The 12,409-nt window shown below is 69.5% G+C and carries 11 protein-coding genes; 9 read left to right on the plus strand and 2 right to left on the minus strand.

The features are described 5' to 3' along the window. Positions 1–167: 167 nt before the first annotated feature. A complete protein-coding gene (locus AVKW3434_RS16075; protein ID WP_284406657.1) occupies positions 168–908 on the minus strand; it encodes a GntR family transcriptional regulator in 741 nt (246 codons plus the stop codon). A gap of 116 nt (positions 909–1,024) precedes the next feature. On the opposite strand from AVKW3434_RS16075, the gene AVKW3434_RS16080 reads away from it, so the two are divergent. From AVKW3434_RS16080 to AVKW3434_RS16120, 9 genes are all read left to right on the plus strand, one after another. Beyond that, complete coding sequence (locus AVKW3434_RS16080) at positions 1,025–2,401, plus strand: class-II fumarase/aspartase family protein (protein WP_284406658.1); 1,377 nt, start codon at positions 1,025–1,027, stop codon at positions 2,399–2,401. A gap of 28 nt (positions 2,402–2,429) precedes the next feature. Then, the gene (locus tag AVKW3434_RS16085) at positions 2,430–3,413 is read left to right on the plus strand and encodes a tripartite tricarboxylate transporter substrate-binding protein (RefSeq protein ID WP_284406659.1); all 984 of its coding nucleotides are present in this window, start codon (positions 2,430–2,432) and stop codon (positions 3,411–3,413) included. Positions 3,414–3,417: 4 nt separating this feature from the next. Next, on the plus strand, positions 3,418–4,812 hold the full coding sequence (locus AVKW3434_RS16090; protein WP_284406660.1) for a class II fumarate hydratase: 1,395 nt from the start codon (positions 3,418–3,420) through the stop codon (positions 4,810–4,812). Between the two features lie 210 nt (positions 4,813–5,022). Then, positions 5,023–7,239 (plus strand): malate synthase G, encoded by a 2,217-nt coding sequence (locus tag AVKW3434_RS16095; protein ID WP_284406661.1) that lies wholly within the window; start codon positions 5,023–5,025, stop codon positions 7,237–7,239. Positions 7,240–7,465: 226 nt separating this feature from the next. Beyond that, positions 7,466–9,064 (plus strand): methyl-accepting chemotaxis protein, encoded by a 1,599-nt coding sequence (locus AVKW3434_RS16100; RefSeq protein ID WP_284406662.1) that lies wholly within the window; start codon positions 7,466–7,468, stop codon positions 9,062–9,064. Positions 9,065–9,237: 173 nt separating this feature from the next. Further along, the gene (locus AVKW3434_RS16105) at positions 9,238–9,486 is read left to right on the plus strand and encodes a cysteine-rich CWC family protein (protein ID WP_284406663.1); all 249 of its coding nucleotides are present in this window, start codon (positions 9,238–9,240) and stop codon (positions 9,484–9,486) included. A gap of 38 nt (positions 9,487–9,524) precedes the next feature. Then, positions 9,525–9,713: a 4-oxalocrotonate tautomerase gene (locus AVKW3434_RS16110; protein ID WP_272549570.1), complete on the plus strand. Its 189-nt coding sequence runs from the start codon at positions 9,525–9,527 to the stop codon at positions 9,711–9,713. A gap of 30 nt (positions 9,714–9,743) precedes the next feature. Beyond that, positions 9,744–11,210, plus strand: a complete 1,467-nt coding sequence (locus AVKW3434_RS16115; protein WP_284406664.1) for a DHA2 family efflux MFS transporter permease subunit — start codon at positions 9,744–9,746, stop codon at positions 11,208–11,210. 61 nt (positions 11,211–11,271) lie between these two features. Continuing rightward, positions 11,272–12,039, plus strand: coding sequence for a class II glutamine amidotransferase (locus tag AVKW3434_RS16120; RefSeq protein WP_284406665.1), 768 nt, complete (start codon positions 11,272–11,274; stop codon positions 12,037–12,039). Positions 12,040–12,063: 24 nt separating this feature from the next. Here AVKW3434_RS16120 and AVKW3434_RS16125 read toward each other — a convergent pair whose 3' ends face one another. Next, a complete protein-coding gene (locus AVKW3434_RS16125) occupies positions 12,064–12,216 on the minus strand; it encodes a hypothetical protein (RefSeq protein ID WP_272565744.1) in 153 nt (50 codons plus the stop codon). Between the last annotated feature and the right edge of the window lie 193 nt (positions 12,217–12,409).

Consider the following 12,409-nt stretch of genomic DNA (forward strand, 5'->3'; position numbering starts at 1 on the left):
ACGGATGCATGCGGGTTCCGCGCTGATTGCTGACGTAGGACTTCAAGCGAAATCGGGCACCAGTGCAATCAATTCTAGGGCATATAGCTATCAAAACAATAGCAAACTCTGCCCCATGAATTGCACGGGGCCGCCCCGCCCCGCTCCGATCGCTCCCGCAGCCGCGCCTAGACGGCCGCGCGGGTGAGCTGCATCGACAGCGTGTAGCGGCTGGCCGGGTGCAGCGTCACGCTCACGTCCATCAGCTCGCCGCCGGTGTCCACGTAGCGGCGAACGATCTTCAGCGCCGCGGAACCGGCGGGCGCCTGCAGCTCTTCGGCCAGCGACTCCGGCACCAGCGCCCCCACGATGTCCTGCCGCACCTTGGCGATGCGCAGGCCGTATTGCGCCTCCAGCAGGCTGCTGACCAGCACGTCGGGCGCGACGCGCACGTGTTCGGCCAGTTCCCGCGCGTCGAAGCGGGCCGCATCCACATAGACCACCGTCCAGGCGATGGGCAGGTGCGGCGCGGCACCGTCCCGGCGCAGGCTGGCGATGGCAAGGCAGCGGCTGCCGGCGGCGCAGCCCAGCTCGGCGGCCAGTTCGCGGTCGAGCACCACCTCTTCGATGCGGCGCACCTCGCGCACGTGGGTGGCGCCGAACTGCACCAAGTCGTCCAGCGAGGCCAGCGTCTGCTGGTAATGCGCATTGGGCGTGGCCGCCTCCACGCGCGTGCCCACCTTCTTGCGGCGCGACACCAGGCCGGACTGCTGCAGCTCCGAGATCGCGGCGCGCACCGTGTGGCGGCTCACGCCGTAGCGGTCGCACAGCTCCAGCTCGGTCGGCAGCAGTGCGCCCACCACGTATTCGCCCGCGGCGATGCGTTCCGACAGATGGCGCGCCACCAGCGCGTAGCGCGGCTCAGCCATGGGCGCAGCCTTCCATCCGGGGTAAACCCGGATTTTCTTTATGTACGTACATAAACACAATAATTCATATGTCCGAACTTAATCACCTGCGGACGCCGACGCAACCCACCGACACCATGACCACCCCTGCCTTCGCCTCCAGCACCGCCATCGACTCGCTGCTCTTTCGCGACGCGTTCGGCACGCCCGCCATGCGCGCGATCTTCGCCGACCGCACGCTCGTCGCCCGCTACATCGAAGTGGAGGTGGCGCTGGCCGCCGCGCAAGGCCGCTGCGGCGTGATTCCGGCCGAAGCGGCCCGCGAGATCGCCGCGCGCTGCGACCTGAACGCGCTCGACTTCGAGCTGCTGCGCCAGGAGACCGACATTGTCGGCTACCCCATCCTGCCGCTGGTGCACCAGCTGGTGAAGCAATGCGGCGACGCCGGCCGCTACGTGCACTGGGGCGCCACCACCCAGGACATCATGGACACGGCCACGGTGCTGCAGGTGCGCGACGCGCTGGCGCTGGTGGAGGCCGACATCGCGGCCCTGCGCGGCATCCTGGCCGGCCTGGCCGAGCGCTACCGCGACACGCCCATGGCCGGGCGCACCCATCTGCAGCACGCGCTGCCCATCACCTTCGGCTACAAGGCCGCCATCTGGCTGGCGATGTTCGACCGCCATGCCGAGCGGCTGCAGGAGCTGAAAAAGCGCGTGCTCGTCGGCCAGTTCGCCGGCGCAGCGGGCACGCTGGCCTCGCTGGGCGAGCGCGGGCTGGAGGTGCAGGGCCTGCTGATGGAGGAGCTGCAGCTGGGCGTGCCCGCCACCACCTGGCACGTGGCACGCGACGGCCTGGCCGAGGCGGTGAACTTCCTGGCCCTGGTGACCGGCTCGCTGGGCAAGATCGCCTACGACGTGATGCTGCTGTCGGCCACGGAGTTCGGCGAGGTGTTCGAGCCTTTCGTGCCTGGCCGCGGCGCCAGCAGCACCATGCCGCAAAAGCGCAATGCGATCTCCAGCGAGCTGATGCTGGCGGCCTCCAAGTCCGTGCGCCAGCATGCCGGCCTGATGCTGGACGCCATGGTGCAGGACCTGGAGCGCGCCACCGGCCCGTGGCACGCCGAATGGATCGCCATTCCCGAGAGCTTCGTGCTCACCGCCGGGGCCCTGAACCAGGCGCGCTTCATGCTCGACGGCCTGATCGTCAACGAAGACCGCATGGCCAGGAACCTGGACATGACGGACGGCCTGATCGTGGCCGAGGCCGTGATGATGGGCCTGGCCCCGTTCACCGGCCGCCAGCAGGCGCACGACATCGTCTACGGCGCCTGCCGCACCGTGAACACGCAGGGCGGCACGCTGGCCGAAGCGCTGGCGCGGCTGCCCGAGGTGTCGGCCCACTTCGACCGCGCGGCGATCGACCGCCTCACCGATCCCCGCAACTACCTGGGCGCCGCGCCCGGGATGGTGGACCGCGCCCTGGCCCTGTCGCGCGCGCAGAAAAAAAGCTGATTCCCAAGAACGTCAACCGGAGACACGCATGCAACCTTCGACCTTCCGCCGCGCCGCCATGGCGCTGGCCGCCGCCACCCTGGCCTTCGCCGCCCAGGCGCAGGGCTACCCCGCCAAGCCGCTCACCTGGATCGTGCCCTTCGCCGCCGGCGGCCCCACCGATGCCATGGCGCGCGACATCGCGCAGCGCACGAGCACGCAGCTGGGCCAGCAGATCATCATCGAGAACACGCCGGGCGCCGGCGGCACCATCGGCAGCGCCAAGGCGGCGCGCGCGCCGGCGGACGGCTACACCTTCCTCGTCGGCCACATGGGGTACATGGGCGCCGCGCCCTCGCTGTACAAGAAGCTGGCCTACGACCCGGTGAAGGACTTCGACGCCGTCTTCCGCTTCCCCGACACGCCCCTGGTGCTGCTGGTGGGCAAGAACTCGCCATACAAGACGGCCGAGGACCTGATCGCCCACGGCCAGCAGAACCCGGGCAAGCTCAACTTCGGCAACGCCGGCGTGGGCTCCACCTCGCACCTGGTGGCGGCGCTGTTCGCCAGCCGCGCGAAGGTCGAGATCACCTCCGTGTCGTACAAGGGCGCGGCCCCGGCCATGACCGACCTGGTGGCCGGCCAGGTCGATGCGATGTTCGACCAGACCAACACCGCCCTGCCCCAGTTGGCCGGGGAGCGCGTGCGCGCCGTGGCGCTCACCTCCGACAAGGCCATGCCGCAGTTCCCGGGCGTGCCCCCGCTGGGCCAGAAGGTGATTCCCGGCTTCGAGACCGCCACCTGGTACGGCATCTACGCCCCCAAGGGCACGCCGCGCGAGGCCATCCAGAAGGTCTACCAGGCCTACACCAAGGCCCTGGCCGACAAGGCCTGGACCGACAGGATGGCGGCGCAGGGCATCCGCATGCTGCCGGACGACCAGTACACGCCGGACGCCTTGGCCAGACACACCGCCACCGAGGTGGAGCGCTGGCGCAAGGTGGCGGCCGAGGCCAGGATCTCGCTGGACTGACCGCATGGGCGCCGCCACCCGCACCGAGCACGACGCCTTCGGGCCGGTCGAGATTCCCGCCGACCGCCTGTGGGGCGCGCAGACCCAGCGCGCGCTCGCGGTCTTCGACATCGGCGAGGAGCGTTTCCCGGCCTGCCTGCTGCACACCTTCGGCCTGCAAAAGCAGGCGGCGGCCCGCGCCAACCGCCGCCTGGGCGTGCTGGACGCCCTGCGCGCCGATGCCATCGAGGCCGCCGCCGAGGAGTTGCGCACCGGCCTGCTGGACGCGCACTTTCCGCTCACCATCTGGCAGACGGGCTCGGGAACGCAGACCAACATGAACGCCAACGAGGTGCTGGCCAACCGCGCCAACCAGCGCCTGGGCCAGCCGCCGGGCACGCGCAGCCCGGTGCACCCGAACGACCACGTGAACGCCTCGCAGTCGTCCAACGACAGCTTTCCGACCGTGATGCACCTGGCGACGGCGCTGGAGCTGCGCGACCGACTGGTGCCCGCGCTCGCGCTGCTGCAGTCGCGCCTGCAGGAGCGGGCCACCGCCTTCGCCGGCGTGCTGAAGATCGCGCGCACCCACCTGATGGACGCCGTGCCCATGACGCTGGGCCAGGGCTTCGACGCCTTCGCCCACCAGGTGGGCCATGGCATCGACCGGCTGCACGCCACCCTGCCCCGCCTGTGCCTGCTGGCGCAGGGCGGCACCGCGGCCGGCACGGGGCTGAATGCGCCGCCCGGCTTCGATGTGGCGTTCTGCGAGGAGGCCAGCGCGCTGGCCGGCCTGGCGTTCACGCCCAACCCGAGCAAATTCGAGGGCATGGGCGCGCACGATGCGCTGGTGGAGGTGTCCGGCGCGCTGAACGTGGTCGCCGCGTCGCTGGCCAAGATCGCCAACGACCTGCGGCTCCTGGGTTCGGGCCCGCGCTGCGGCCTGGGCGAGCTGCGCATCCCGGACGACGGGCTCACCTCGTCGATCATGCCGGGCAAGCGCAACCCGACCATCGCCGAGGTGGTGGCGCAGGCCGCCTGGCAGGTGATGGGCAACCACACCACCATCACGCTGGCCGGCGCATCGGGCCACTTCGAGCTGAACGTGGCCAAGCCGGTGCTCATCCACAACCTGCTGCAGTCCATCCGCGTGCTGGCCGACAGCGCCCGCGTGTTCGCCGAGCGGCTGGTGCAGGGCATCGAGGCCGACACCGACCGCCTGGCCGCCAACGTGGACAACGCCCTGCTGCTGGCCACCGCCCTGAACCCGGTGCTGGGCTACGACCGCGTGGCCCGCATCACGCGCGAGGCCATGGAACGCGGCATCACGCCGAAGGCCGCCGCCGTGACGCTGGGGTTTCTCACGGGCGACGAATACGACCGAAGGGTGGACGCGCGGGCCATGGCCGGGCGCGGCTGACGGGCGCCGAAGGCGCTCCGGGCGGCGGCGCAACCCCGCCCGGACCCCGCCGCCGCTTTCTTCATTTGTGCGTAAAAGTCACTGGTTCTGAGATTTTCAGGCGGTTTATGTCTGGAAAGATTTGCAATACAGTGGGTCGACATCGTGGTGACGGTCCCTGGCGGCCGTTGCCGGTTCGCATCCACCCTTTCCCAGACCCAAGAGACCTCCATGACCGACCGCACCACCGTTCACGGCCTGCAAGTGGCCACCTCCCTGCACCGCTTCGTCGAAGACCGGGTCCTGCCCGGCACGGGCGTGGACAGCGAGGCGTTCTGGAAGGGCTTCAGCGCGCTGGTGTCCGACCTGGCCCCGCGCAACATCGCCCTGCTGGCCGAGCGCGACCGCCTGCAGTCCGAACTCGACACCTGGCACCGCACCAACCCGGGCCCGGTGCAGACCATGGCGGCATACCGAGCCTTCCTCGAACAGATCGGCTACCTGGTGCCCCAGCCGGCCGATGTGCAGGCCACCACCGCCAACGTGGACGAAGAACTCGCCACGCAGGCCGGCCCGCAGCTGGTGGTGCCGATCCTGAACGCACGCTATGCGCTCAACGCGGCCAACGCGCGCTGGGGCTCGCTGTACGACGCGCTCTATGGCACCGACGCCATCCCCGAGACCGACGGCGCCGAGAAGGGCCAGGGCTACAACCCCGTGCGGGGCGCCCGCGTGATCGCGTTCGCCCGCGAGGTGCTCGACCAGGCCGCGCCGCTGGCCCAGGGCACGCACAAGAACGCCGCCGGCTACCGCGTGGAAGGCGGCCAGCTGGTCGTCGCGCTGGAGGGCGGCGGCACCACCGGCCTGCAGGAGCCGGCCCAGTTCGTGGGCTACCAGGGCGAGGCGTCGGCGCCTTCGTCCGTGCTGCTGCGCCACCACGGCCTGCACCTGGACCTGCAGATCGACCGCAGCACGCCCATCGGCAAGACCGATCCCGCCGGCGTGAGCGACCTGGTGGTGGAAGCCGCGCTCTCGACCATCCTGGACCTGGAAGACTCCGTGGCCGCCGTCGATGCCGAGGACAAGGTCAACGGCTACGCCAACTGGCTGGGCATCCTGAAGGCCGACCTCACCGAGCAGGTGAGCAAGGGCGGCAAGACCTTCACGCGCGGCCTGAACCCCGACCGCCTGTACACCGCCCCGGACGGCGGCGGCGAGGTGCGCCTGCACGGCCGCTCGCTCATGTTCCTGCGCAACGTGGGCCACCTCATGACCAACCCGGCCGTGCTGTGGACCGATGCGCAGGGCACGCAGCGCGAGATTCCCGAAGGCATCCTGGACGCCGTGGTCACCACCACCATCGCGCTGCACGACCTGCAGGGCAAGGGGCAGGGCGGCATCCGCAACTCGCGCAAGGGCAGCGTCTACATCGTCAAGCCCAAGATGCACGGCCCGGCCGAGGTGGCCTTCGCCAGCGACCTGTTCGGCCGCGTGGAGCAGCTGCTGGGCCTGGCCGAGAACACCGTCAAGCTGGGCATCATGGACGAGGAGCGCCGCACCAGCGTCAACCTCAAGGCCTGCATCGCCGCGGCCTCGGCGCGCGTGGCGTTCATCAACACCGGCTTTCTGGACCGCACGGGCGACGAGATGCACACCGCCATGCAGGCCGGCCCCATGGTGCGCAAGGGCGACATGAAGGCCAGCGCCTGGATCCAGTCGTACGAGAAGAACAACGTGCTCGTGGGCCTGTCGTGCGGCCTGCGGGGCAAGGCGCAGATCGGCAAGGGCATGTGGGCCATGCCCGACCTGATGGCCGAGATGCTCAAACAGAAGATCGCCCACCCCAAGGCCGGCGCCAACACCGCCTGGGTTCCGAGCCCCACGGGCGCCACGCTGCACGCGCTGCACTACCACCAGGTCAACGTGGCCGAGGTGCAGAAGGCATTGGAAAAGACCGACGCCAACGCCGAGCGCGACAACCTGCTGACCGGCCTGCTCACGGTGCCGGTCACCGCCACGCCGCAGTGGAGCGATGCCGAAAAGCAACAGGAGCTGGACAACAACGCCCAGGGCATCCTGGGCTACGTGGTGCGCTGGATCGACCAGGGCGTGGGCTGCTCCAAGGTGCCCGACATCCACAACGTGGGCCTGATGGAGGACCGCGCCACGCTGCGCATCAGCAGCCAGCACATGGCCAACTGGCTGCTGCACGGCGTGGTGACCGAAGCGCAGGTGCGCGAAACCTTCGAGCGCATGGCCGCCGTGGTGGACCAGCAGAACGCCGGCGATCCGCTTTACCAGAAGATGGCCGGGCGCTTCGCCGAATCGGCCGCCTACCAGGCCGCGTGCGATCTGGTCTTCAAGGGCGTGGAGCAGCCCAGCGGCTACACCGAACCCCTGCTGCACGCCTGGCGGCTGAAGGTGAAGGCCGGCACCGCCGTGCGCTGAGCCGGCGCGGCACGTTCCGCCCGGCCGGCGCCCCGAGTGCCGGCCACCCCCCCTTCTACGGGGCACCCATCCGGGTGCCCCGTTTTCGTTGGGCGCCCGAAAAACACGGCTTAACAGGGGTATTCGGGTAAATCCATATGTTCCGGCAATGCGTAAGGGTTTGTAGTTGCGCTAGAGCAATGCGGAGAGAATCGCCCACCAACCAAGGGTTTTCCCTAGCCTCACCATGAATCTCCAAAACATCTCCATCGGAAAACGCCTGGGCCTGGCCTTCGGCGTGCTCATCCTCTTCATCGTCACCATGCTGGGCGTGGGCACCTGGAAATTGCAGTCGGTGGCGCAGGAGACGGCTTCGATGATGGCGCTGCCCCTGACCAAGGAACGGCTCATCTCCGACTGGTACCGCACCATCTTCAGCAACGTGCGCCGCCACAGCGTGGTGGCCCGCAGCACCGATTCCACCCTGGCGCAGCAATTCGCGGCGGACAACGCGACGGCCTCCAAGATGTCGTCCGAGCAGCAGAGCCAGCTGTCCAAGCTCATCAGCAGCCCGCAGGAGCAGGCCCTGTTCGACAAGGCCGGCGAAGAGCGCAAGCGCTTCGTCGTCGCCCGCGACGCCATCTACAAGGCCAAGGCCGAAGGCCGTTCGGAAGACGCCGAGCGCATCCTGAACACCGACTTCACTCCCGCGGGCGAGCAATACCTGCAGGCGCTGCAGGCCCTGCTGGACTTCCAGCGTGCCGAGATCAACGCATCCTCCCAGGACGTGCAGGCCAACTACCAGAGCGGCCGGCTGCAACTGATCATCCTGGGCGCGATGGCCACCCTGATCGCCCTGGCCCTGGCCGTGGGAATCACCCGCAGCATCACCCACCCGCTGCACGATGCCGTGTCCATGGCCAAGACCGTGGCCACGGGCGACCTCACCGTGTCGTCCGACAGCACCGCGCAGGACGAGACCGGCCAGCTGCTGCGCACGCTGAACGCCATGGGCGAGCAGCTGCGCACCGCCGTGGGCCAGGTGCGCCACGGGGCCGAGGGCATCGCCGTGGCCTCCAGCGAGATCGCGCGCGGCAACCTGGACCTGTCCAGCCGCACCGAAGAGCAGGCCAGCGCGCTGCAGCAGACGGCCGCGTCGATGGAGCAGATGACCGCCACCGTGCGCCAGAACGCCGACAACGCGCGCACCGCCAACCAGCTCGCGCAGGCCACCTCGGACAAGGCCGTGCGCGGCGGCGAGGTGGTGGGCAACGTGGTCTCCACGATGGGCGAGATCCACGCGGCCTCGCGCAAGATCGTGGACATCATCGGCGTGATCGACGGCATCGCCTTCCAGACCAATATCCTGGCGCTGAACGCCGCGGTCGAGGCCGCCCGCGCCGGCGAGCAGGGCCGCGGCTTCGCCGTGGTGGCGGGCGAGGTGCGCACGCTGGCGCAACGCAGCGCGGCGGCGGCCAAGGAGATCAAGGGCCTGATCGACGACTCGGTGCAGCGCGTGGACTCGGGCAACCGGCTGGTGGAGCAGGCCGGCGAAGCCATGCGCGAGGTGGTGGACGGCGTGCGCCGCGTGACCGACCTCGTGGGCGAGATCAGCGTGGCCAGCCAGGAGCAGACCACCGGGCTGGAGCAGGTCAACCAGGCCATCTCGCAGATGGACACCGTGACGCAGCAGAACGCGGCGCTGGTCGAAGAGGCGGCAGCGGCCACCGGCTCGCTGGAATCGCAGACGGCGCAACTGGTGCGTGCGGTGGCGGTCTTCCGCGTCGGCAAAGCCGACGGCCCGGCGCTCGCGTCAGCGCGCCACGCGCCGGCCCTCGCGGGCTGACGCGAACGGGCGGTGGCCCGTGCCCGACGCGGGGACCGGCGGGCAATCGATTGCTATTTAATTGATAGCATCATGCCTTAGAAGAATATGTGCTGGAAGGCATTTTCACCCATTCCCCTGTGCGGCACCCCGCCGCGCTGGCGCGGTCTACACTGGCGCCTTGCCCCGACGCCATGACCGCCGCACCGCCCTCCCCTGCCCCGCTGGACCCCTCCCGCTGCCCCCTGTGCGGCGGGCGCAACCAGTGCGCCATAGAGGCCGGCGCCCCCGCCGCGGATTGCTGGTGCATGGTGGCCGCAGTGTCCGCGCAAGCCCTGGCGCAGTTGGCCCCCGGCCAGCGCGGCACCGCCTGCCTGTGCCCCCGGTGCGCGGCCGGAACGGGCTCCGCGCCACAGGGCGCAGCAACCGGCGCGCCGATATGATGGCCGCTCCCTTTTTTGAACTCCCCTGAAGGATCGACATGCCGACGTACCACATCGAAATGATGGAAGGCCGCACCATCGAACAGAAGAAGAAGCTGGTGGAAGAGATCACCCGCGTGTCGGTGGAAATCCTCGGCGGCTCGCCCGACTCGGTGGACATCCTCATCACCGACGTCAAGCGCGAGAACTGGGCCACCGGCGGAAAGCTCTGGTCCGAGCGAACCTGATCCCGCCGGTCCCTTCTTGATCCCTGCCCGATGACCGGTCCCGGCTCCACCGCCCTGCTGCGCGAACGGTACGGCGAGCGCTACCGCTGGCTGCTCCTGCTGTCCGTGATGGTCGGCACGATGGCCTCCATCATGTCGTCGACCATCGTGAACGTGGCCATTCCCGACATGAGCCACTACTTCACGCTCGGCCAGGAACGCGCGCAATGGGTGTCGTCGGGTTTCATGGTGGCCACCACGGTCGCCATGCTCACGACGCCGTGGCTGCTGGCCCGCTTCGGCTACCGCGCGACCTACGTGGGCGCCATGGTGCTGCTGCTGGTGGGCGGCATCGGCGGCGGCGTGGCCAGCCACTACGGGCTGGTGCTGGCCGCCCGGGTGCTGGAAGGGCTGGCCGCGGGCGTGGTGCAGCCGATTCCGGCAGTCATCATCCTCTACGCCTTCCAGCCGCACGAGCAGGGCCGCGCGAGCGGCATCTTCGGCATGGGTGTGGTCCTGGCCCCGGCCATCGGGCCGAGCATCGGCGGGCTGCTGGTGGACTGGTTCGGCTGGCGCTCGATCTTCTTCATGGTGGTGCCGTTCTGCATCGCCTCCATCGCGCTGGCCTACCGGTTCGTGCCGGTCAGCAGCCCCGGCGGCGCCGTGGCCGGCCAGTCCGGCAACGCGCTGGACTGGCGCGGGCTGGTGCTGGGCGCGGTCGGCACGCTGTGCCTGCTCAACGGCCTGGTGGCGCTGCACGGCGGGCCGGGCCTGCAGGCCGGCGCGCTGCTGCTGGCGGCCTTCGCGGCCCTGGCCGTCTTCATCGCGTGGCAGCGCCGGCAACTGGCGCGCGGCGCCACGCCGCTCATGGACCTGCGCCTGTTCGAATACCGGCAGTTCGCCATGGGCAGCATCGTGGCCTTCATCTACGGCACGGCGCTCTTCGGCTCCACCTACCTGCTGCCGGTGTTCATGCAGCTGGGACTGCAGCTGTCGGCCTCGCACGTGGGCACCATCATGCTGCCGGCGGGCATCGTGCTGGCCATCACCATTCCCATCGTGGGCCGGCTGGCCGACCGCCACCCCACGCACTGGCTGGTGGGCACGGGCCTGGCGCTGCTGGCGATCTCGTTCGCGCTCATGGTGCTGGTCGATCTGACCAGCGGGCTGTGGATGCTGGTGGTGTTCGCGGTGCTGGGGCGTATCGGGCTCGGGTTCATCCTGCCCTCGCTCAACCTGGGGGCCATGCGGCCGCTGGCCAAGCCGCTCATCGCGCAGGGCTCCAGCGCCATCAGCTTCGTGCGCATGCTGGGCGGCGCAGCCGGCGTGAGCCTGTGCGGGATCGTGCTCGAATGGCGCATCGCCGCGCATGGCGACTCGCTGCAGAACGCGGTCAGCAGCCCGGCGCGCATCGCCGCCTTCGGCGAAACCTTCCTGCTGCTCACCGGCCTGTGCCTGCTGGCCCTGGTGGCCGCGTGGCAGCTGCGCGCGCCCAAGACCGCGGCACCAGGCCGCTGAGCCCGATCCCGTCCCTGGCCTTCCGCCCTTCGTCCTTTTCCTTTCTTTTCTCCCAAAGCCCATGTGCCAGTTGCTCGGAATGAATGCCAACACGCCGACCGACGTGACGTTCAGCTTCACGGGGTTCGCGCAGCGTGCCGGCAACACGGCGGACCATTCCGACGGCTGGGGCATCGCGTTCTTCGAAGACAAGGGCCTGCGCCATTTCGTGGACCACCAACGCGCGGTGGACTCGCCCGTGGCCGAGCTGATCCGCCGCTACCCCATCCAGAGCCGCAACGTCATCGCCCACATCCGCAAGGCCACGCAGGGCAGCGTCTCGCTGCAGAACTGCCATCCGTTCGTGCGCGAGCTGTGGGGCCGGTACTGGGTGTTCGCGCACAACGGCGACCTCAAGGACTTCCGCCCACGGCTGCATTCGCACTTCCACCCCGTGGGCACGACGGACAGCGAGCATGCCTTCTGCTGGATCATGCAGGAGCTGGCTAAGTCCCACGCGGGCGTGCCCAGCATTCCTGAGCTGACCATCACCCTGCGCGAACTGGCCGCGCGCATCGCCCCGCACGGCACGTTCAACTTCCTGCTGTCGAACGGCCAGGCGCTGTGGGCGCATGCCTCCACGCAGCTCTACTACATCGAGCGGCGCCACCCTTTCTCGCAGGCGCGCCTGTGCGATGAAGACCTGCGCATCGATTTTTCCGCCCACACCACGCCGCAGGACCGCGTGGCCGTCGTCGTAACCGCGCCGCTCACCAGCGACGAGCAGTGGACCGCGTTCCAGAGCGGCGAGTTGCGGGTGTTCGTGGACGGGGCCTGCGCCACGCCGTAGCGCGCCGGCACGGCGGGCGTGGCATCAGCCCAGCGGTTTCCACACGGGCGGTTCGGGGTCGGGATAGAACGGCACGCCGCCCCGCCCCGCCGGCTTGAACATCGCCTCCCGCTGGCGCTGGCGCTTGATCTCCCGGGGCTTGGCTTTATCGGAACACTGGCGGTGCGAACGGGACATGCACGGACCTCGCAAAGGTTCTGGGAATGACCGGATTACCGCACCGCCTGCGGCAACCACCGTGTGGGACGGCGCCCTCGCCCGGCATCGGACGGGCTCCCCGTGGAGAGTGAACGGGGCCGGCGAAGGGCGCTTCCGGCCCCCTCCTACAGCCTGCGGCAATGCGATTGGTTACACCAGAGGCCTGACCCCG

It is taken from the genome of Acidovorax sp. SUPP3434, assembly GCF_030159015.1.
In the GTDB taxonomy this organism is placed as follows: Bacteria; Pseudomonadota; Gammaproteobacteria; order Burkholderiales; family Burkholderiaceae_C; genus Paracidovorax.